General features: G+C 36.6%; 18 protein-coding genes. 14 read left to right on the top strand and 4 right to left on the bottom strand.

All coding sequences use genetic code 11. The features are described 5' to 3' along the window. Nucleotides 1-203 precede the first annotated feature (203 nt). The gene (locus OM074_RS10310) at nucleotides 204-1,421 is read right to left on the bottom strand and encodes a sensor histidine kinase (RefSeq protein ID WP_301199393.1); all 1,218 of its coding nucleotides are present in this window, start codon (nucleotides 1,419-1,421) and stop codon (nucleotides 204-206) included. A gap of 351 nt (nucleotides 1,422-1,772) precedes the next feature. Between OM074_RS10310 and OM074_RS10305 the strand changes: the two genes are divergently transcribed. From OM074_RS10305 to OM074_RS10245, 13 genes are all read left to right on the top strand, one after another. Then, nucleotides 1,773-2,135, top strand: coding sequence for a hypothetical protein (locus OM074_RS10305; protein WP_301199392.1), 363 nt, complete (start codon nucleotides 1,773-1,775; stop codon nucleotides 2,133-2,135). A gap of 95 nt (nucleotides 2,136-2,230) precedes the next feature. Further along, nucleotides 2,231-4,093, top strand: coding sequence for an ATP-binding protein (locus OM074_RS10300; protein WP_301199391.1), 1,863 nt, complete (start codon nucleotides 2,231-2,233; stop codon nucleotides 4,091-4,093). Between the two features lie 419 nt (nucleotides 4,094-4,512). After that, complete coding sequence (locus tag OM074_RS10295; RefSeq protein ID WP_301199390.1) at nucleotides 4,513-4,974, top strand: superoxide dismutase [Ni]; 462 nt, start codon at nucleotides 4,513-4,515, stop codon at nucleotides 4,972-4,974. A 249-nt stretch (nucleotides 4,975-5,223) separates the two neighbouring features. Continuing rightward, nucleotides 5,224-6,426, top strand: coding sequence for an ABC transporter substrate-binding protein (locus OM074_RS10290; RefSeq protein WP_301199389.1), 1,203 nt, complete (start codon nucleotides 5,224-5,226; stop codon nucleotides 6,424-6,426). Next, entirely contained in the window at nucleotides 6,423-7,109 is a 687-nt protein-coding gene (locus OM074_RS10285; RefSeq protein WP_301199388.1) for a GTP-binding protein, read from the top strand. Before OM074_RS10290 ends, OM074_RS10285 begins: the two co-directional genes overlap by 4 nt. Before the next feature lie 33 nt (nucleotides 7,110-7,142). Then, nucleotides 7,143-8,165: an ATP-binding cassette domain-containing protein gene (locus OM074_RS10280; RefSeq protein WP_301199387.1), complete on the top strand. Its 1,023-nt coding sequence runs from the start codon at nucleotides 7,143-7,145 to the stop codon at nucleotides 8,163-8,165. Continuing rightward, the gene (locus OM074_RS10275) at nucleotides 8,158-8,496 is read left to right on the top strand and encodes a winged helix-turn-helix domain-containing protein (RefSeq protein ID WP_301199386.1); all 339 of its coding nucleotides are present in this window, start codon (nucleotides 8,158-8,160) and stop codon (nucleotides 8,494-8,496) included. The genes OM074_RS10280 and OM074_RS10275 overlap by 8 nt, the downstream gene beginning before the upstream one ends. A gap of 143 nt (nucleotides 8,497-8,639) precedes the next feature. Next, the gene (locus OM074_RS10270) at nucleotides 8,640-9,521 is read left to right on the top strand and encodes an AraC family transcriptional regulator (protein WP_301199385.1); all 882 of its coding nucleotides are present in this window, start codon (nucleotides 8,640-8,642) and stop codon (nucleotides 9,519-9,521) included. Between the two features lie 126 nt (nucleotides 9,522-9,647). Next, nucleotides 9,648-10,361: a pirin family protein gene (locus OM074_RS10265; protein ID WP_301199384.1), complete on the top strand. Its 714-nt coding sequence runs from the start codon at nucleotides 9,648-9,650 to the stop codon at nucleotides 10,359-10,361. A gap of 27 nt (nucleotides 10,362-10,388) precedes the next feature. Beyond that, nucleotides 10,389-10,958 carry a YceI family protein gene (locus OM074_RS10260; protein WP_301199383.1) on the top strand — a complete coding sequence of 190 codons (570 nt, stop codon included), beginning with the start codon at nucleotides 10,389-10,391 and terminating at the stop codon, nucleotides 10,956-10,958. Nucleotides 10,959-11,277: 319 nt separating this feature from the next. Beyond that, nucleotides 11,278-11,925, top strand: coding sequence for an HNH endonuclease family protein (locus OM074_RS10255; protein ID WP_301199382.1), 648 nt, complete (start codon nucleotides 11,278-11,280; stop codon nucleotides 11,923-11,925). Nucleotides 11,926-12,191: 266 nt separating this feature from the next. Then, nucleotides 12,192-14,093, top strand: a complete 1,902-nt coding sequence (locus tag OM074_RS10250; RefSeq protein ID WP_301199381.1) for a methyl-accepting chemotaxis protein — start codon at nucleotides 12,192-12,194, stop codon at nucleotides 14,091-14,093. A 150-nt stretch (nucleotides 14,094-14,243) separates the two neighbouring features. Beyond that, nucleotides 14,244-15,059 (top strand): universal stress protein, encoded by an 816-nt coding sequence (locus OM074_RS10245; protein WP_301199380.1) that lies wholly within the window; start codon nucleotides 14,244-14,246, stop codon nucleotides 15,057-15,059. Between the two features lie 93 nt (nucleotides 15,060-15,152). On the opposite strand, the gene glyA is transcribed toward OM074_RS10245, so the two are convergent. Both glyA and OM074_RS10235 read right to left on the bottom strand, forming a co-directional pair. Further along, nucleotides 15,153-16,433, bottom strand: coding sequence for a serine hydroxymethyltransferase (gene glyA, locus OM074_RS10240; RefSeq protein WP_301199379.1), 1,281 nt, complete (start codon nucleotides 16,431-16,433; stop codon nucleotides 15,153-15,155). 126 nt (nucleotides 16,434-16,559) lie between these two features. Then, complete coding sequence (locus OM074_RS10235) at nucleotides 16,560-18,338, bottom strand: chloride channel protein (RefSeq protein WP_301199378.1); 1,779 nt, start codon at nucleotides 18,336-18,338, stop codon at nucleotides 16,560-16,562. Between the two features lie 367 nt (nucleotides 18,339-18,705). Here OM074_RS10235 and OM074_RS10230 point away from each other — a divergent pair, with 367 nt between their 5' ends. After that, nucleotides 18,706-20,379, top strand: coding sequence for a DEAD/DEAH box helicase (locus OM074_RS10230; protein WP_301199377.1), 1,674 nt, complete (start codon nucleotides 18,706-18,708; stop codon nucleotides 20,377-20,379). Nucleotides 20,380-20,817: 438 nt separating this feature from the next. Here the strand turns inward: OM074_RS10230 and OM074_RS10225 are convergent, their stop codons facing one another. Continuing rightward, nucleotides 20,818-21,894 (bottom strand): hypothetical protein, encoded by a 1,077-nt coding sequence (locus tag OM074_RS10225; RefSeq protein WP_301199376.1) that lies wholly within the window; start codon nucleotides 21,892-21,894, stop codon nucleotides 20,818-20,820. Nucleotides 21,895-21,896 lie beyond the last annotated feature (2 nt).

The raw sequence follows: 21,896 nt of genomic DNA, 5'->3' as shown, positions 1-21,896 counted from the left end.
TATGCGATTACAGCACAAATTCTACACTATTCCTTCACTATTCCTTCACTATTCCTTCACTGATTGGTGTTTTATAGTGTAGGAATACTGCAGAATATATGAAGGATGTATGTGGGAATTACGAATCTGATAAGAAGAAGTCACATATAAGGTGCAAAGATAGTGTAGGCTATTTATGAGAACTAGTTAAGGTGACTGTATAATCAATTGGCAAGTATTCTATAGTTTTGTAATGGTAATTCAACTAAAAAAGTAGAGCCTTTTCCTTCTTCTGAAAGAAATGAAATATTACCATCCATCAGGTTTAGGAGTCCTTTGCATATGGATAAGCCTAGTCCTGTTCCTGAATATTTTGGATTGTTATGGGAGTAACCCTGGCTAAAACGATCAAAAATACTGTTTTTGTATTCATCAGGGATGCCGATGCCTGTATCAGAAATAGAAAAACATACCGTATCTTTTTCAAGAGAGCATGTGATTTTCACTTCACCCCTGTCGGTAAATTTAATAGCGTTGCTTATCAGGTTGCTAATAATTTGATAAAGCTTGGTAGCATCTTGATAATAAAGGAAGTTGTCGTTGTTGATCAGGAAATCTGCAGTGAAGCCTAGGTTTTTCTCTGATGCCTGTGGTTTATAAAAATCAGATATTTTGTTTAAAAGGGTTTTTAGGTTCACTTCCCTTTTGTTGAGGGTTACTTCACCAGATTCAATTTTTGAAATATCAATAATGTCATTTACAATGTCAAGCAGTTGCTGGCTGCTATCTGAAATAATTTTGATATAATGGTTTTTGTCCGATTCGGAGATGGAAGTTTCTTTAAGTAATTGGCTAAAACCAATGATGCCATTCATCGGGGTTCTTATTTCATGGCTCATATTGGCCAGGAAGGCACTTTTTAACCGGTCTGATTCTTCCGCTTTTTCTTTGGCGTAAATGAGTTCCTTTTCTTTTTCTGTTAATATTAAGTTGGTTTCGTTAATGTTTTCCAAGCTGACTGAAAGTTCCTCGTTTGTGGCCATCAGTTCCTCGTTTTGGGCCTGGATTTCATCATTTTGGTCACGGAACCTGTTTTGGTAGTAAATTTTTTTGCTTACATCCAATATTAAACAAGCAATGGTGTTGTCTTCTCCAGGGATGGTTTTTATATCATAATAAATATCGGTGCCAGTAATATGGACGTTGCTGTTTTGCTCCGTTTGTTCCTTGTTTGTTATATCAAGTTGCTTAATTAGCTTGCTTGCCAGTTGGGGAAGGATCTTTTTTGTTGTTTGACCGATAACAGTTCCTGAGCATTCAAACATCTTAAGGAAATATGGATTTGTATCTACGATCAAATAGTCTGAAGAGTAGCCTGTTGGAGAGATCAGGAGTAGTCCTGTGTGTAAGGCGTCGAGCAAAAAGTACTGTTGTTTTAGCATGGTTTGTATGAGTTTTGGGATAGCGAAAATACTATAATTATTTTATTTAAGAAACAAATAATAAAGCAATACAGTGCGTTAATTACTGCAAAAGGAGGGTGATTTATGGATTGTGTTATTTAAAGGAAATATGTATTTTATTATTTAATGGTTTATTTATCTACTTTTTTCTTCAAAAAATATAATTTTAGGAAGAATTTGAGGCAATGTTTTAAAATGTGTTTTGGTTTGAGGATGGGTGATTGTGTGAGAATTTACACATGTTTAACCCGGGCCTTTTTTATCTGTCAGCTCAAGTAACCGACAGTTCATTATAATAGAATTATTTTAAACTAAAACTACATTATAACAATGGATGTAACAATTCAACTTAGAGCCATTAAAAAAGGCGATGATGTGATTCTTCATTTAAAAGATAGTGAAGGGCACGAACATGACAAAACAATTACTACTCTTGTAAATCCCGGAAGTAAAGTAACCTGGACTTTAATGGAAAATAGTGACATTATTGAAATTACAGGTATTAGTCCTAAAAATGGCAGTGCTAATATTTTTTCTACGCCACCGCAGCCAGTAGATGGATCTAAGGATTGGCAAGCCATAGTTTGTGATGAGCAATCAGGTAAGGAATCTTATAACATAGATTTTAAATACAAGGATGGAAAGGATTACAGAGACGATCCGGATGCTGAAATAAATCCACCCGGGAAATAAACGTCATTAACTTATATAACAATCCATAAGCACGCTGTTATGTGGTATGGATTGTTTTTTATTGCAGAAATATGGTAAAGGTCTGTTTAATATTGATGATAGTAGCAATGTCTTCAGGAATATGTGCTGAAGAATTGGTTGCCGATAGTTTGAGGGCTTTATATAAGAATAAGTTAAGCACAGAGGATGATTCTTTACTGTATGAATTGTGTCATCAGATTTCATATACATCAAAAACTCCTGATGTTAAACTAAAGTATTCAAATTTAGCATATGCACATGCATTGAGCTATGGTGGAAAAACACAACAAGCCGCTGCAAAGTTTTTATCTGTAGCTCCCTATCTGAAGAAAATGGAACTGGATAGTGCCATTAATGCACTTTTTGTTGCAGAAGGGATATATCGGGAATGTGATAAAATGCAGGGGGTGGCATCATGTTATGTGGGTCTTGCAGATATTTACAAAAGAAATAATGAAATTGATAAGGCCGAATTGTATTATAAAAAATCAATTCATATTTTAAAAGAGTTCGAATTGGGAAGCAGAATAGCTGCAACTTATATGAATCTGGGAGAACTATACAGAAAAACAGAGCGGTATAGTCTTGCCGTTGAATATCTGAAAAAATCAGATTCCATATACCGGGGATTAAAAAATGAATGTTATAGCTCCTACTGTATTGGAAATATTGGTTTGGTCTACACTGCTCAAAACAAACTCGATAGTGCAGAAATCTTCCTTTATAATTCAATAGGGGTACTTGAGCCCTTAGGAGATAATTATGCCGTATCGTCATACCTTGACGGACTCGCAGAAGTTTACTTTAAAAGAAAGCAATGTGGTAAAGCAGAACAAACTTCCCTTAAAAGCCTTCGCCTGGCGCAGGATTACAAGTTGAAAGAACAGGTGCGGGATGCCAGTCTTCGATTATCAACCATCTATAACCAATCAAAAGAGTATGATAAAGCTTTTTTTTACCACAAGCAATATGTTGCATATCGCGATAGCATTAATAACGAAGAAATTATACGTAAAATTGCCAACCTGCGAACTAAGTACGAAGTAGCCCGGAAACAGGCTGAGGTTGATGAGGAAAAGGAACAAAAGGAAAGGTATTTAATTGTCGCCATAGCTGCCGTTTCGGTATTGATTGTATTAAGTGTTTTGGTGTTTATTGTATTGAAAATAAGTCGTTATCGTAAAAAAGTAAACCAAAAACTCAATGAACAACGACAAGAGTTGGCCAATGCAAACGCTACAAAAAACAAGTTTTTTTCAATACTGTCGCACGATTTACGCAGTCCTTTAGCAACTTTCCACAGCTATTCTGAGGTGATGGATTTATGTGCCAACCATGAGGATTTGGATAAGCTGAAAGAGATATCCCGTGAGATGAAATCTTCTTCAGCCAATATGCTCGACTTGTTGGATAACCTGTTGCAATGGGGAGTGAACCAGATGGGAACAAAAAAGTCAGTTCCTGCCAATGTTAGTCTGAGGGATGTGGTGTTAATGGAGGTCAGGCATCTCCAGCATGTTTCCGATAAAAAGAAGATTGAGGTTTGTTACAGCATCGAGAAGGATACTACATTATTTGTTGATAGGGTGAAACTGGCCATGACAATCCGAAACCTCCTGAATAATGCGATTAAGTTTACCCCTTCTGGAGGAAAGGTTACGTTATCTTCCCATCATGAAGGTGCAAGAACCATACTTAAAATATCAGATACCGGAGTGGGAATGACCCCCGAGCAGAGAGACCAGCTTTTTGATTTCTCAAAAATAAACAGCACCTATGGCACCCAAAACGAAAAAGGTGTTGGCCTGGGTATGCAGTTGGTTTGTGAGTTTGTAAAACAAAGCAAAGCCAGCATTAAAGTAGAAAGTGAATTGGGTGTTGGAACTACGTTTATATTGTTATTTGAAGACCAGGGTGGAGAAGGTGCCTGTGGGTAATTTGCAGGATTAGGATTTGTATTTATCTTAAAATAAAGACTTACCTAATATCTCGGGCATATTATAGATAAGTCTCATATTTTTAATAATTCATTACTAAATTGTTTATTCCGAAAACATAAATGCCAATTCTTCATAACCCTTTAAATGTTTGATTTTTGCAAAGAAAGCAGGTTCCATGTCAATGCCTCCTAAATCTTTTAACCTCATCCAATCCTGGCGGGCAGCATTTGTATTTCCAAGTTCATAATGACAAAGTCCTCGTAATAATAAAAGGCTTTTTTCATAAGGGGCGTATGTAATACCTTGGTTATAGGAGCGAAGTGCTCGTTTGGCATTGTTTTTAACAAATAGTTTTTATCATACCTTCCATTTAAACAAAAAGCAAGACCTGGGGTTTAAGTAATAAAAATTGTATTATGAGAACATTAGGATTAATTATTCTTGTTATTGTACTGGGTGGAACTTATAATAAAGCAACTGCTCACTGTGAAATTCCTTGCGGTATTTATGGCGATTCGGTTAGGATAGCTCTGATTTATGAGCACATAGCCACTATTGAGAAATCTATTGATCAAATTAGGGAACTGTCATCAAAAGATCCTGTGGATTATAATCAGCTGGTAAGGTGGGTAATGAATAAAGAAGAACATGCTGTAAAAATACAGGATATTGCGGCAAAATATTTTTTGCACCAAAGAATAAAAATTATAGATCCTTCAGATACTGAAGCTTATGGTGAGTACATAAAACAGTTGACCCTGATGCACAAAATTCAGGTTTATGCCATGAAGTTAAAGCAGGGGACTGAAGTTGGATTGGTTAGTGTAATACGTGATACGGTGCATGAGTTTGAGCATGCTTACTTTGGTAAGCATTGAAAATACTTTTATAAAGTAGATTTTAATATTGGTAACATACAACGAACTACATTTTTGTAGTTCGTTTTCTTTTGACACTACAAAAATGTAGTGTTTTCTCATTGTGATATAAATCATCACATCCCTCAACATGCTCTTTGTGACTAAGTTTTAAGTTTATCTCGTCTTTTTGTTTTTTATGTGGCACGTTATCTGTTTTTAGTACAACGGAATAACCTTCGATGGTTAGTTACTACATAAAAGAAGAAAATGATTACAGGTAAAGAAAACTTAGTTCAGATAGCGGAAATGGATGACCCGATCATGGAGTTTTTAAATAAAAACGGATTGGGGAAATATTTTATGCCTGACCACCTTAAAAAGATAGGCCGTTTTACCAGGCTTGAAACAGTATTGAAATCAAACAAGATTGATGTGGATTCGTTTGTAGAATCGTTAAACAGGTTTGAACAGGCCGGCAAGTCAGATCCGGAATTGTTACCTGCCGAAAGCCTTCATTTTGTTGCCATGTTGCCCTGTGGGTTAAGGAATCCATTTAAGGAACATTCAGAGTCTTTCTTTGAGCAAAAAGAGGATGAGTTTGGTTATCTGAATTATCTGATTGAGGGAAATGTAAATCATGAATTATCCTATTATCCATTGCTCGAAAGCATTAACGATGTCAGTGAGTTGCCGGATATCATTATGGCATCGGATATAAATAATTTTTTTCACCGTCCTTTTGTCGATAAGTTTATTTCTACTAATCATTTTGAGGCCTGCACACCATATATTTTCAATAGTTATTTAGAAAAGGAAGGATATTCAGATCCTGATAATAACTATACCATGTATACCGCTAATATGCTTGTAATGGTTGTGGATAAAGAGAAGTTGGGTGATAGAAAAGTGCCGGAGGTATGGAGTGATCTGCTAAAACCCGAGTTTGAGAATGATATCATCATGAGGGGCGAAGATGACTTTTTTTGCAATGCGGTAATGTTACCCTTTTATAAAGATAAAGGCATGGATGCCATTAAAATATTAGCCCGGAATATAAAAAGCGGAATGCACCCTGCCGAGATGGTAAAGTTGGTTGGGAGTGGCAAAAAAGAAGGTGCAGCGATATATATTATGCCCTGGTTTTTTTCAAAGCGGATTAAAGGTGATAAGGCTGATGTGGTTTGGCCACAGGATGGAGCAATTGCCAGTCCTGTGTTTTTGCTGATAAAAAGAGGAAAGGCCATGCAACATATGGCTTTGTTGGAGTATTTGTTTTCGAAGGAAACAGGCCAGTTGATTAATAGCAGGTTTTTCCCGGGAGTTCATCCTGACGTGGCGAATGATAGTTTTCCGGATATGGTTAAGTGGCTGGGATGGGACTTTTTAAAGAGCCATGATATCGGGAAGCTAAAAGACGAAATCAGAGAAGCGTTTTTAAAAGTGTGGGAAACAAAATCCCTTAATATATGATAAAGCTAATTACTGTTGCAGGACCGCCATCTTCTGGGAAAACTTCCGTAATTATCAAAACTATTGAAAGTATGGAAGGCCTCAATGAGGGCTGTGGTGTGATAAAGTTTGATTGCCTGAGTTCGTTAGATGAGGAGCAATATAAAAAGAATGGAATAATGGCTAATACCGGTTTGGCCGGAAACCTTTGTCCTGACCATTATTTTGTTTCAAATATTGAAGCTTGTTTTTCATGGGCCAACGAAAATCGGTTGTCAACACTTGTTACAGAGAGTGCTGGTTTGTGCAACCGTTGTGCTCCTCATTTGAAGGAGGTTTTTGCTGTTTGTGTCCTGGATAATTTGAGCGGGATAAACACACCTTTGAAAACCGGCCCCATGGTAAAGATGGCAGATGTGGTTGTAGTAACAAAGAGTGATCTCGTTTCCCAGGCTGAGCGCGAAGTGTTTCGATTTAAAATTCAGATGGTTAATCCCGGGTGTACGGTGTTGTTTGTTAATGGAATTACCGGTCAGGGAGCAGACAGGCTGGCTATGATGTGGCAAGGGGCAAAGGTGTTAAATACAACAGAAAACTTGAAGTTACGGTTTTCTATGCCAGCAGCACTATGTTCGTATTGTCTTGGAGAAACAAGGGTTGGAGAAGATTTTCAGATTGGACTGAACAGAAAGATAAAATTATAAGCATAATTGGTTTAGTACTCAAAATAAGGACTTATGGATGTAGATGTTTTGTTGAAGAAACCATTAAAAATATTGTTGTGCGATAATCCGGTAATAGAGGATTTCTTTTCTTCTTTTCAAATTGAAGCAGGTCGTGAGGAAAAATCTTTTGAAGGTTTGGTAAGGGAACTTACAGATGGGTTTTGGGAAGAGAATACAACCAATCCCCGGGAGTTTGTGTCAATGTTCAAGGATTTTGTTACAGGAGTCTATGCACTTGAAAATACTTTGAAGATAGAAAGCCTTGATGTGCTTTCTGGTTACGATAAATATAAGAAACAGGAAGTGTGTAATCTTCACCTGAAGCCGGGCGAAATTACTTGTGTTGTGGGACCAACGGGTTCCGGGAAAAGCAGGTTGCTGGAAGATATAGAATGGTTGGCCAATGAAGATACTCCAACAAAAAGAAAGGTTTTGATAAACGGGCAACAATGCGATAATAACATGTTGGCTCAATACGGGGGGAAGTTGATCGCCCAGATTACCCAGAATATGAACTTTGTATTGGATATGGATGTGGAAGGTTTCCTGATGTTGCATGCGCAAAGTCGTTTTTTGCCTAACGCAGAGCTTGTTGTGAAAGAGGTGATTGACCTTGCCAATGACCTTTCAGGCGAGTCATTTACAGCTGATACCCCGGTCACATTTTTGAGCGGAGGGCAGTCAAGGGCATTGATGATTGCAGATGTTGCCTGTATTGGTCAGGCCCCGGTTGTTTTGATTGATGAAATAGAGAATGCTGGTGTGAATAAGAAAAAAGCCTTGGATTTATTGGTGAGCAAAGAAAAGATTGTGCTGATGGCCACCCATGATCCTTTGTTAATTCTTTTAGCCCATAAGCGTGTGGTGATAAAAAATGGGGGTATGCATAAAATAATAAATACCAATGAGCATGAGCAAAAATTGTACTGTGAGTTGGAGCGGCTTGATCACATGCTTCAAACAGCAAAAGATTTTTTTAGGAATGGGAATGGATTAAAAGCAGGTGATTCACTTTTAAAATTTAATTATGATTGAACTTGTAATAAAAGGTGCATTTACAATGGAAACCCTGGATGGTTTTATTATTCATCCTAAAGTAATACGCATATTAAAAGAGGTGGAAGACACCGGTTCATTAAATGCTGCCGTTGAGAATATTGGTATGTCTTATTCTTATGCCTGGAACCTGATTAAAAGAACAAATTGCCAGCTGGATGTTCCTTTGGTCATAACAAAACGAGGCGGGAATGGTGGGGGAATAGCAAAACTGACCGATGCAGGAAAAGTGCTTCTAAACCATTATAATAAACTGCAAAAAGATTTTGTAAGCCTGATGGGTACGCATATTATTAAGCTGAAGTCATGAGCAGATTGCCTTATTCTTTAGCCAAAACTAATGTCAGAATTCTTCCTGCCAGGCATTAAAGACGATTTTGTTTTACAAAGTAGCCATTGCTCTGTCGGTTATGAACCTTTTGTTATCAATATTGGTTATTCTCTTAAAAACGAATGTTCGATAACATTAGTACATATGGCCTTAATAGTGATGGTGGAGTAACAAACGGTTTTGTTATAAAGAAAATTGAGGATATTTATGATTTTCTTAAAGGAATAGATGATAAACCGCATCGTCATGATTATTATACATTAATATTAGTTTCCAAGGGTACTGGTAAGCATATTATTGATTTCAATGAATTTGATGTTAAGGACAAGACTGTTCATTTTGTTTATCCAGGTCAGGTTCATCAAATATCTACTCCCGAGAGGCCACAGGGCTGGGTGATGAATTTTAGCCGAGAGTTCCTCGTTCAAAATGCAATTACGGATAAGCTTGTTAACCGGGTGTATTTATATAATACAACAGGGTATTCGCCTCCTTTGATGCTATCGGATGATGAATATGTAAATTTATTAGGTATAGTAAATCAGGTCATGCAATATTCGTCGAAAGATTTTTTATATAAATATGAAGCCTTGGGAGCTCTTCTAAAACTATTTTTTATTAATATAAACTCTTCTTGTATGGTACAGCATTCGCATGATATGGAGCAGGCTATAGGTAGGGATAGGCTATTTGTTTCATTTAAAAAAATGCTCGACCAAAAATTTCAGGAGTATCATAAAGTAACTCAGTATGCCGATGATTTAGCTGTGAGTAGCGATTATTTAAACAAGTTTGTAAAAACTCAATCCGGTAAATCTGCAAAAGAGTTTATACAAGATAAACTGCTTGTGGAGGCAAAGAGGTTGTTGTTATTTACTTCTCAAACAAATAAAGAACTGGCTTCTAATATTGGATTTGAAGAACCTTCGCATTTTAGTAATTTCTTTAAAAAGATGACTAGTCAAACACCTGGTCAATTTCGTAAAGAAAATATTGTTAGATAGATACATGGTGTTTTTGCGATAAAAGACTCTTTTGTCTGATTTTTACAACTTTCTTCCTGATTTTAGTAATCAAATACTTATTTAGCTATTCTATTTTTGTATTGTTGCAAATTTAGTAATACAAAAATGGAAAAGATATTATACAGAGCAGAGGAAAGGGGGCGCGCCGATCATGGCTGGTTAAGAGCTTGGCATTCTTTTAGTTTTGCCAACTATTATCACCCTGAGAAAATCAATTTTGGCGTTTTGAGGGTGCTCAATGATGATTTTATTGCTCCCGGAGGAGGTTTTGGTGAACATCCGCACGACAATATGGAAATTGTTACCATTCCACTTAGTGGTTCAATAAACCACAAAGATAGTATGGGTAATGACATATTGATCAGGGAAGGTGAGATACAGGTCATGAGTGCCGGTTCCGGAATATTTCATAGTGAGTTTAATCCCAGTCCAACTAAGGAGTTAAATCTTTTTCAAATATGGATAATTCCAGATAAAAGAAATGTCACGCCGCGGTACAGTCAGGTTTCAATTAAGCAATTGGAATGTAAAAATGATTTTTTTCAAATCGTTAGTCCTGAAGAACATGACCAGGGCGCCTGGATCCACCAAAATGCCTGGGTAAGCATGGGCGTTTTTGATGAAAATGTAACAGTTAACTATTCGGTTAAAGACAAGTGTAATGGAGTGTATTTAATGGTAGTTGAAGGAGAAATTGAATTGGATGGTGTAGTGCTGAAACGCCGGGATGCCATTGGGTTAAAGGGGAGTCAACGAATTAATCTGAAAAGTTTAGCAACATCGAAAGTTTTGTTATTGGATGTTCCAATGAATATTTAAGGTTTAATATTAATAAATAGAAAAGTTATGAAATCAATTAGAATTATTATCGTGGCCATGATAGCCATTTTAACCGCCGGGTTAAACGCTCAGGAAGTAAAAGTAGATGTAGTAAAATCAACACTTAAATGGGAAGGGAAAAAAGTAGGCGGAGCCCATGATGGGTACATTAAATTAAAGAAGGGACAATTGTCAATAAGTGGGGATAAGATTGTGTCGGGTTTATTTGTGATAGATATGACTACTATTACAAATGAAGATATTGAAAGCAAGGAGTATAAGGATAAATTAGTAGGGCATTTAAAGTCAGATGATTTTTTCGGAGTAGAAAAATATCCTACTTCAACCTTAAAAGTAAATTCAAGTACAAAGTTTGTGGATAATAAAGCAAAGGTGGTTGGTGAGCTTACCATAAAAGGGAAGTCGAATCCGATAGAGTTTGATGTTGTAAGAAAAGGGAAAGTATATACAGCAATATTAACTGTTGACAGATCTAAATACAACGTGAGGTACGGGTCCAAGTCTTTCTTTGATAATCTGGGAGATAAAGTGATTTATGATGAATTTACCTTAGAAGTTTCGTTGGTGTCGCTATAAGGATTTCTTCAAATATATTATTCATAACAGCAGGTTATCTATGGGTAGTCTGCTGTGTTGTGCTGATACAAATTGGAGATGCACTTGGTGTTTTATTTTGTTGAAAAACAGGGGAGTTAGTTCTTTGGATTTATTGAGATGTTGTATAAGTTGTTGAATTACATTAATGTATATTCTTTGCTGGCTTAAAAAAGTGGATAAATACTGTAATTCTTATTATATATTTAATAACTTTGTTTATCATCGTGATTAATCACTGTCTATCCCATATTTTAACCAGTTCCATAGACATATAATTATCTATTTAAATCACATCAACATGAAGTACAAAAAAATAAAGTACCCAGGAGTTAAAGAAGACATACTTGTGAGTGAAGATGGATCTGTAATTAAGTATAATGATGAAGAATTGCATCAATCTCTAATAAAATCACCAAAGAGTAGGCATGGTTATTATCAGGTATCTGTCAAAGGTGTGGTAATGTATGTACATAGGTTAGTAGCATTGGCTTATGTTGTAAATCCTAAACCAGTATCCTATAAAATGGTGCTGCACAAAAACTGTGTTAGTACGGATAACAGGCCTGATAACCTGGAGTGGGGAAACCAAAGTGGATTAACCAAAAACCGGATAAAGAATGGATTGGCAGGTGCAAAATCCTTGCATGTAAGGGGTAGTTCCACCATATCCTATGAAGAGGCAATTAAAATTGCAGATAGACTTGACAAAGGAGAATTGGCAAAAGTTATAGCCAAAGAATATAATGTTTCTGAAATGAGCATTGTTCGTATACGGAAACGTTATTGTAAGGCAAAAACAAAGGCCATTAGGTATCCTAAAGAGATAAAAGAGAACATTCTGAAGCTCTGTCAGCACCATGAACCTGTTAACATCGCAAAAATAACCAATATACCTTATCATACCGTTTGGAGGTGGTATAGGGAAAGTCAGCTTGATAAAAAATAAAAAAACATTTGTCGTTTATGTTTATTTGGTGAAATTTTTTTGTTGAACATGTTGGTAATATGAAAAGACGTGTGGGCGCACACAAAATTAAGTGTCTTTGGAGTATTTTAATTCGTTAGCTGATTAAAAGTAACTACTAACTACTTAACTATAAAAATTATATGTTTTGATTCGAGTTTGTATTTAATAAAATCAATAAGTATTTTTAAAAGAGGGTGGCAATACGTTATCCTCTTTTTTACTTTTTAATTAAATACTTACACACTATGAGATTAAGAAATTTTTCAATCAGGCACAGATTAATTCTAGGTTTTGGGATAATGGTTATTGGAGTAATGGCCATGGGTATTATAGGCGCTTCCAGCCTAAAAAAAACCGATGAGATTGTAAAGGTCACGCATTATCTTGAAGATGCGGATAGTGAGTTGTTAAAAGCCCGGTTAAGGGTTACTTATTTTATGACATTTCTTGGATTTGAAAATGTAGACATGGTAAAGCAGTATTCTGTTAATGCCATTGCTTATGTGGATTCTTCTCAAAGTCTGGATGTATTTAAAGATTCGCGAATAGATGGGTTAAAAGAAGATATTGCAAATTATAGTGCAGAGTTCACTACCTATGCAGATATAGAAAATAAAAAGCGTGAAGGTAGGGAAAGTTGGTCAGAAAAAGGAAAAGTGTTGGGGGAGTTATTAACAGCATCAAGTCAAAACAGTTCCCTGGCAAGGTTTTCTTCAAAAATGTACGAAGGCCATAGCCTTCTTCGTATTGCTGCCTGGGAGTTTGTTGCAAACCCGGTAAATAATAACGGTGATTTAAATACTAAAACAAAACAGAATGTGGATGCCCATCTGGAAAACTGTTTTAATATATTGAATTCAGCAAAGTCCAAGTATTCTTTTGGGGAAAGCAAAGTTATTATCAAAAATTTAATTCAGGGCTATGAGGAATATAAAGCAGCATTTGATGTATTTGTAAATCATATTGAGAAGCAGGGAGCAAGCATTCAACGCATGAAAGGCTATGGTTCCAGGGTGGCAGATGTAAGTGACAAATTGGTAGAACAAGCTTCAACAAAAGAAAAGAGTATTATAAAAAGAGCCCGGCGATTTGGATTGATTGCCTTATTTATGATTATTGCCATTGCGATAGTTATTAGCAGGTTAATTACAAGTAGCATAAACAAGCCATTGGAAAAAGCTGTTAAACTTGTTGAAAAACTGGCCAAAGGAGACCTTAACCAACATATTTCTGTAGATGGAAAAGATGAAGTGGCCCGCTTAATGACGGCTATGGATGTAATGAATGAAAAACTGAAGGAAGTAGTAGGGGAGATACAGAGTGGGTCGAATCAATTGTCGCAGGCTAGTGAACAGCTTAACCTTAACTCACAAACCATGTCGCAGGGAGCAAATGAACAAGCTGCTTCTATTGAAGAAGTGTCTACTACAATGGAAGAAATGGTGGCAAACATTCAGCAAAGCAGTGCAAATGCAGTTGGGGGCGAACAACAATCTAATTTGGCGATGGAAGCAATTGATAATGTAAGCTTAGAATCCAATAGGGCAGTTGAAGCAAACAGGCTGATTGCTGATAAAATTGCGGTGATTAATGACATTGCAAATCAAACCAATATTTTGGCTTTAAATGCTGCTGTTGAAGCAGCACGTGCAGGGGAGCAAGGTAAAGGATTTGCTGTAGTTGCCGCAGAGGTTCGTAAATTGGCAGAAAGGAGCAGTAAGGCATCACTTGAAATTGTGCAACTTGTTCAGGAAAGCAGTACCCTGTCGCAATCATCCAACAATAAACTTGTAGAAATGGTACCTGTTATCAAGGAATCGAATAGTTTAATGCGTGAGATAGCTGCTGCTGCCAAAGAACAATTGGAAGGAGTCAATCAGATCAATGCAGCTATCCAACAGTTGAATCAGGCAACCCAGGAAAACGCCTCCGGTAGCGAGGAAATGGCTGGAAATGCTGAAGAATTAAGTACTCAATCGGTACAGTTGAAGGCGCTGATTGGCTATTTTAATTTAAATGGTCATGGAAATAACAAGGGTGATGATGGGGTAAAGTTAAATGGTGGTTTTTCAGATACTTCAGCACCTGTGGTTGGTCTAAACATGGATTTAGAGGATCCTGTGTATGATCAATACGAAAAATTTTAGTTTTTTCATTGGAAATGAAACAATTATTGCCTGATTCCGTATTAAAGTATATTCATGCGCTACTTTGAATGAAACAGATGTTGTTATTGTGTGCTCTTTTACGGTATTTGTACCGGTGTTTATAAGCGTTGAAATTTAAAATCTCAGGCTATGAAAAAGGTATTGATTTTAACCGATTTTTCAAATACAGCCAGAAATGCCGCTCTTTATGCATTGAAAATGTTTGTTGAAGAAAATGCTCATTTTTCACTCCTTAACGCATATGATTTGGAGTTTAGCGGAAGTCCATATGTTATGCAGGTGAAAGAGGAGATGGCTTACGAGAGTGAAAAAGGATTAAAACAAGAAATCTCGGTTCTTAAACGTGTTTGTCCGGAGGCTGTAGTTGATGCTATTTCCAGTTTTGGATCTCTGATTGATGTTGTTCATGAACATATTGGCGAAAATCACCCCGATTTGGTTGTTTTAGGGTGTAGGGGCGAATCGGCCCTTGAAAATTTTCTGCTTGGATCAAATGCTTATGAAGTAATTAAAAACATCAAAGCCCCTATTCTTGTCGTTCCAAAGTCGGCCCAGTTTAAAAAACCTGGTAAAATTGTATTTGCAACCGATTTGCAGGATGTTAAAAAAGATGAGGTAATGAAACCCGTGAAGGATATTGTTGACCATTACAGGTCGGCATTGATGTTTGTTAATGTTTTGGATGATGAGTATGTAAATCGCTTAGATGCAGAAAGTAAGATTGAAGCCCATTTTCCTAATGTAAATGTGAGCTTTAATTTTATCGAGGGAGATGATGTAGTTAAAAGTATCAGTAAGTTTGTTAACGAAAATGATGCTGAAATGGTTGCTTTAGTGCGCCATGATATTTCATTCTTTGAAAGAATTTTCCATCCAAGCATCACCAAACAAATGGTATTGCATCCCGAACACCCAATGCTTATTCTTCATGATGAAATGGAATAGAAGAAATAGAAAAAGCCGGCTGTAAAAAGTAACAACCGGCTTTTTTCTTATATTGAGTTTTAGCTATTAACCAAAACCATTTTATTTAGTATCCTAGTATGCAAAAAGAGGAAATTCTTTCATCATTTTATTCACATTGCCTTTTACTTCGTTCAGCTTAGCTTCATTTTCAACATCAGATAATACTGTGTCAATAAACTCAACTATTGGAGCCATGTGTTCTTCTTTTAAGCCTCTGGTGGTTAAAGCAGCAGAACCAACTCTAATACCGGAAGTCTGGAATGGGCTGCGGCTATCATAAGGCACCATGTTTTTATTAATAGTAATGTCAGCCTTTACCAATGTATTTTCGGCAACCTTACCTGTTAAATCGGGAAATTTAGTCCTAAGGTCAATCAACATGGAGTGGTTGTCAGTACCTCCGGAAATCACATGGTATCCTTTTGCAATAAAGGCTTCGGCCATGGCTTTTGCATTTTTTTGAACCTGTGTTTGGTATTCAATATATTCAGGTTGCAATGCTTCAAGGAATGATACTGCTTTTGCAGCAATAACGTGCTCAAGTGGTCCTCCTTGTACTCCTGGGAAAACAGCAGAGTTTAGTAATGAAGACATTTTTCTGATCACTCCCTTTGGCGTTTTTTTACCCCATGGATTTTCAAAGTCTTTACCCATTAAGATAATACCTCCGCGAGGTCCTCTTAATGTTTTGTGTGTGGTAGAGGTAACAATGTGGGCATGTTTTACCGGATTTTCAAGCAATCCTGCTGCGATCAATCCTGCAGGGTGGGCCATGTCAATCATTAAAATCGCGCCAATTTCATCTGCAAGCCTTCTCATACGGGCATAATCCCATTCTCTGGAATATGCACTGGCTCCACCAATAATTAACTTTGGTTTATGTTCACGAGCTTTTGCTTCCATCATCTCGTAGTCAACTAAACCGGTATCTTCTTTTACACCATACGCAATAGGTTCATATAAAAGACCAGAACTGTTTACCGGAGAACCGTGAGATAGGTGGCCTCCCATTGATAAGTCTAATCCTAAAAACTTGTCACCAGGATTTAAAACAGTCATTAATACAGCCATGTTTGCTTGTGCACCACTATGTGGTTGTACGTTAGCATACTCTGCATCGTAAATTTTACAAAGACGCTCAATAGCTAAAGATTCACTTTGGTCAACTACCTCACATCCGCCATAATACCTGGCACCAGGATAGCCTTCAGCATATTTATTAGTCATGTACGAACCCATGGCTTCCATAACCTGTTCGCTAACAAAGTTTTCTGAAGCAATCAGCTCGATGCCGTTAAGTTGGCGCTGATGTTCTTTTTCAATTAGCTCAAATATTTTATCGTCGCGTTTCATAAAATAGATTATTTGAGGATGAGGGCTGCTTTAATAATTGCGGATCATCCTGTATGTGTAACATTTTGATAATTATCTTTTCAAAAAGAAAATGCAAATTTAATTGATACTCTTGGTTTCAGAAAATTATTCATCCGAAAAGTGAATCAGTACTCTACGGTATACCGAGAATATTTTTGATTTGGAAACAAATCCCATGTATTTATCATTTTCAATAACCGGTAAATTCCAGGCACCGGTCTCTTCAAATTTTTTCATAACAGAATCCATGCTCTCATTTATTTCAATGAAGGCCGGGGGGACCTGCATCAAGTCTTCAACAACAGTATCGTTATATCTATCGTGGTTAAACATGATTTCCCGTATATCGTCTAAAATAACGATCCCCTTTAGCTGACCTTTGGAACCAATCACAGGAAACAGGTTACGCTTTGCTTTGGCAATTGTCTTGACTAAAACACCCAGGGTGTCAGTTGATTTTACAGGTAAAAAGTCTGTTTCCAAAACTTTATTTAGTCGCATAAGAGTTAAAACCGCTTTGTCCTTGTGATGTGTAAGCAGTTCTCCTTTTCGGGCAAGTTGCTTGGTATATATCGAATGCGGTTCAAAGTACATTATAGTAAGGTATGAAATGGTAGAAGTAATCATTAAAGGAACAAACAGGTCGTACCCATGTGTAATCTCCGCTATTAGGAAAATGGCAGTCAGGGGGGCATGCAAAACCCCGGCCATAATGGCAGCCATTCCTACTAACGTAAAATGGCTTTCTGGGAGCAAGTATAGACCCGATGCATTTATTAGCCGGGCAAAAAAATAGCCCAATACCCCTCCTGTAAAAAGCGAAGGTGCAAATATACCACCAACTCCACCGCTTCCTGTTGTAGCTGCAGAAGCAAATACTTTAAAAACTATTAATAGGGCAAGTATTCCAATAAGTGACCATTCGTAGCCTCTTAAACTATAAAATATACTATTGTCAAAAACAATGTCTTTATTCCCGTTTAAAAATGCAGTAATGGTATTATATCCTTCACCATACAATTGGGGAAAAATAAAAATCAGGATGCTCAATACAATTCCTCCGGCAAGTAGTCTGAAGTATGGGTTGTCTATTTTTCTGAATTTGTTTTCAGTCCACATTAGCATTCTGGTAAAGTATAGCGAAATTAACCCACCCAAAATGCCTAATACAATGTAAAATGGGATGTTGTTTAATACAAATTGATTTTCCAGGTGCCATGAAAATTCAGCGCCATCACCCATAAAAAAATAGGCTACGGAGGCAGCGCTAAAAGCTGAAATTATCAATGGCACCAGCGAAGCCATACTTAGTCCGAGCATTAGTACTTCAAGGGTAAATACCAATCCTGCCATTGGGGCTTTGAAAATACCTGAAACAGCTCCTGCAGCGCCACAGCCAATTAACAATGAGATGGTTTTGTAGTTTTGATGGAATAACCTCCCAAGTGAAGAGCCTATTGATGCCCCCGTAAGAACAATGGGCGCCTCCGCTCCAACAGATCCTCCAAAACCAATAGTGAAAGTACTTGCAATAATGGATGAAAAATTATTGTGGTTTTTTATTTTGCCACCTCCTTTACTTAATGAATATAGGATTTTAGACACTCCGTGTCCCAGGCTGTCCTTGATAATCAATTTGGCAAATAATACTGTAATAAAAATACCAATCACAGGATATGCCAAATATAATAGATTGGTATTTTCAATGTGGAATTGCCCGGTCAATAAGTGATGTGTAAAATGAATTGTATTTTTAAGTAACACAGCAGCTAAACCACTCAAAATCCCTGTAAAAAGACTTAATATAAGGATAAACCTTTTTTGGCTAATGTTTTTGACACGCCAAATTAAAAAACGTCTGAAATAAATTGAAGCACTTTCCATAGCGGCACAAAAGTATATGAATTCAATGAATTGCGTATGTTAAATTAAGTCAAAAAAATGATAAGGGTCTGGCAGGCAGCTAAAAAACAGATGATTTGGGATAGTTATTGGGTTGTAATTGTGTTTACTAATGTTAAATAATATTGACAGAAAAGCTCTTAATATGCAGATTATCAATGCTTACTGGAGTGGGGTGGGTGTATTTATGTTTTTAAGCAAGTATTTTATATCAAATAAAGACTACCTTTGCGCACGATTTAATACAAAGGTATAAATCATTCACATTAAAAAGATTCGGCGGACTTCGCTTTAGGGCATTGTTTTTTCAAATAGAATAAAAGTGGGGCGGCTGAAAAAAAGGTAGTTTATGATAACATTTGAAGAAACCGGCTTGTCTCCGGAAGTTCTAAAGGCGATTAATGAGTTGGGATATGTAAATCCTACGCCAATTCAAGAAAGAACAATCCCAGAATTAAAAGATGGTACTAACGACGTTGTTGCATTAGCACAAACAGGAACCGGTAAAACCGCTGCGTTTGGTTTGCCGATAATTGAAAGTGTTGAGTGCAAAAATAAAAAAGTACAGGTGTTGGTGTTATGTCCAACGCGTGAATTGGCACTTCAGATTACCAAAGATTTAGTTGCGTATTCTAAGTATATCCAGGGATTGTATGTAACTGCGGTGTATGGCGGAGCTGATATTGGTAAGCAAATCAGGGAGCTTAAAAAAGGAAGCCAGATTGTAGTTGGAACACCAGGAAGGGTTAATGACCTTTGTAAAAGAGGTGTTTTGCAACTGGGAGGTCTTAGGTATCTGGTACTTGATGAAGCGGATGAAATGTTGAATATGGGTTTTAAAGATGAACTGGATTCAATTATTTCAAACACACCTGACGATAGACAGTCATTGTTGTTTTCTGCAACAATGCCAAAAGAGATTGAAAACATGTCTAACAGGTATCTTACAAATCCTGTTGAAATTAAGGTGGGAAAACAAAATGCGGGAGCAGTAACTGTGGATCATATTTATTATATGGTGCATGCAAGAGACCGGTATTTGGCGTTAAAGCGTATTGCAGATATTAACCCGGATATTTTTGGGATAGTTTTTTGTAGAACCCGTCATGAAACCAAAGAAGTTGCAGAAAAATTAATTGGAGATGGCTATAATGCAGATGCATTGCATGGGGATTTGTCGCAAGCGCAAAGGGATCAGGTAATGCATCGTTTCAGGAGCCGACATTTGCAAATTTTGGTTGCTACAGATGTGGCTGCCAGGGGAATTGATGTAAATGATTTGTCGCACGTTATAAATTATAACTTGCCTGATGATATAGAAGCTTATACACACAGGAGTGGAAGGACCGGTAGGGCCGGAAAAACGGGTACTAGTGTTGCCATTATCCATACCAAGGAAAATAGTAAAATCCGTGAAATTGAGCGTATTTCAGGAATAAAGTTTAAAAGGGAAATGATTCCTTCGGGTGATGAAATTTGTACCCGTCAATTGTTTCACTTAGTTGACAGGGTTGAAAAAGTGGATATAAATCATGAGCAAATAGAAGGATTTGTTCCCCAGATTATTGAAAAACTATCGGACTTTGATCGCGAGGAATTGATCAAACGTTTTGTTTCTGTTGAGTTTAATAGATTCATTGCCTATTATGAAGGTGCGAAAGATTTGAACGTTTATAAAAAGGATCTTGACAAGGATAAATCTTCAGGAAGAAGGGGTAATGGAAAATATAGTCGTTTATACATTAATGTTGGTAAGGCTCATGGAATGACAGCTCAGCGTTTAATGGGGATTGTAAACGAAAATACGGATCGAAATAAAGTTAGTTTTGGCAAAATAGAAATCTTAAGGAATTTTTCTTTCTTTGAAGTTGATGAATCAGGATATAAACCTGTTATCAGTGCTTTAAAAGGGGTGAATTTTGAAGGTGAAAAACTTCATGTAGAAGTGGCAACTGCAAAGCCGCCCAAAAGAAAGCAGAGAGGGAAATTTGATAATAAACGGGATGGGCGTAGATCCAGATAAAAGCATTAAACAAACAAAAAAGGGTTTCAAAATTTTGAAACCCTTTTTTGTTTGTATTGATAGTGCCGGTTAAGTATGATATTAAAATCACTGCACAATTAAAATAGGCGGCAGTTTGCCTCACTGATAGTGTAGAAAAATGGGTTAGGGGGGTACTTCTTAAATATTTTTATGTTATACTTTTATCTAAATCTGTCTTGTAGTTTGCCTTCTGCAAACTTGTGGTACAAAAATAGCTTAAATACATGAGAACTCCAATAAACAAAAGGGATTGAGGGCGTTGGAGAGGAGGAGCCCATTGTGGTTTGTGAGTGTTTTTACAAATGAATTTAGATGCTTTGTGTATGAAGTCCCTGTTTTTGTAAATAAAAGAAAAAGTTATTTTTTTTGAAAAAAATAATCCAATAGCCGTTGTATGGTAGTTCGTGTTGCTGTTTTTTATTTGGTTTTAAGGTTTGGAACTGCAATAAGCTTATTCTCTAAAAGTAAAGAGAGATTAAGAGCAGGGCAAACAAACCTGAAATGAAAAATACTCCACGGTGCTATCTTTTGGATGATGCTATTACCGTAAATTGAGAGTAATCCGGCTGTAAACCACCAATGATTAGAGAGGTTTGGCATTAATTCGTTTGTATTGGCGTTATTGGTATATATGCCTAATTTAGATAAAGAACTGTTGAGAATTAAAAGTTGGAATGCGTCTTTCGTTTGGTTTTTGAGTTTTATAATATCCCCAACCAGTTTGCTTCTGTATTTATTGAGGTAGTTTGTTTTTGCTATTAGCCTTGCAAGATGGTATAGTATGATGGAAGCATTAGGGTATTCTGGGGAAGAATGGAAAGGGGATTTAAAATATAAAGATTCACATATGGTTGTTTCCAGTAATTTTAAGCTGTCTAAATCATGTTGGTTTAAATCAAAATTATATTCGTTAATCCATAAAAACAGGTTGGATAAAACACATACGTCAAATTCTATTGGCATGTTGTTGCCAAACCAGGTAGAGTAGGCTTTAAGGTGTTGCAGGCTTTTGTGCCCGTTTTTTATTTTGAGCTTTACCGTGTTGGCATGGTTCGGTATGGCCTGCTTTGTTTTTAAGGCATATTTATATGGAGGTTTTTTGCATAATTGTATTAAGGACGTAGTGTCAATATCGTCAGGGAGTTTGAATTTGGCTAACTTTGAAAAAACAGGCCCGTTGGGAAAATGCTTGCCATTTTCTTTCCTCCAAAAGTTAAATGAATTTCTGTTTGGCTTGTTGGTGTAAAAATCAAAATTTTGGGTTACCTCTTTTTTTATATCACTATAAATTTTCAGCTCTTTTTCATTGTAAAGATGAGTATAGGAGTCTAAGATATAAAGTATTGAAGCAGAAAAGAATATGTTGTCGTCGGCAATCTTCCGCCTGGTTAATATATTTTGCCTGTAGGATGGAAAAATTCCCTGGTTAAAAAACTTCTTATCAGCATTTTTTTGTATTTCTCTTATTTTTAATAGTATTTCTGTGGTTTCCATGT

The organism is Plebeiibacterium marinum (genome assembly GCF_026013615.1).
GTDB lineage: Bacteria > Bacteroidota > Bacteroidia > Bacteroidales > Marinilabiliaceae > Saccharicrinis > Saccharicrinis marinus_A.
The sequence above is the reverse complement of the archived record's forward strand: the minus strand, read 5'-3'. Positions and strand labels throughout refer to the sequence as shown.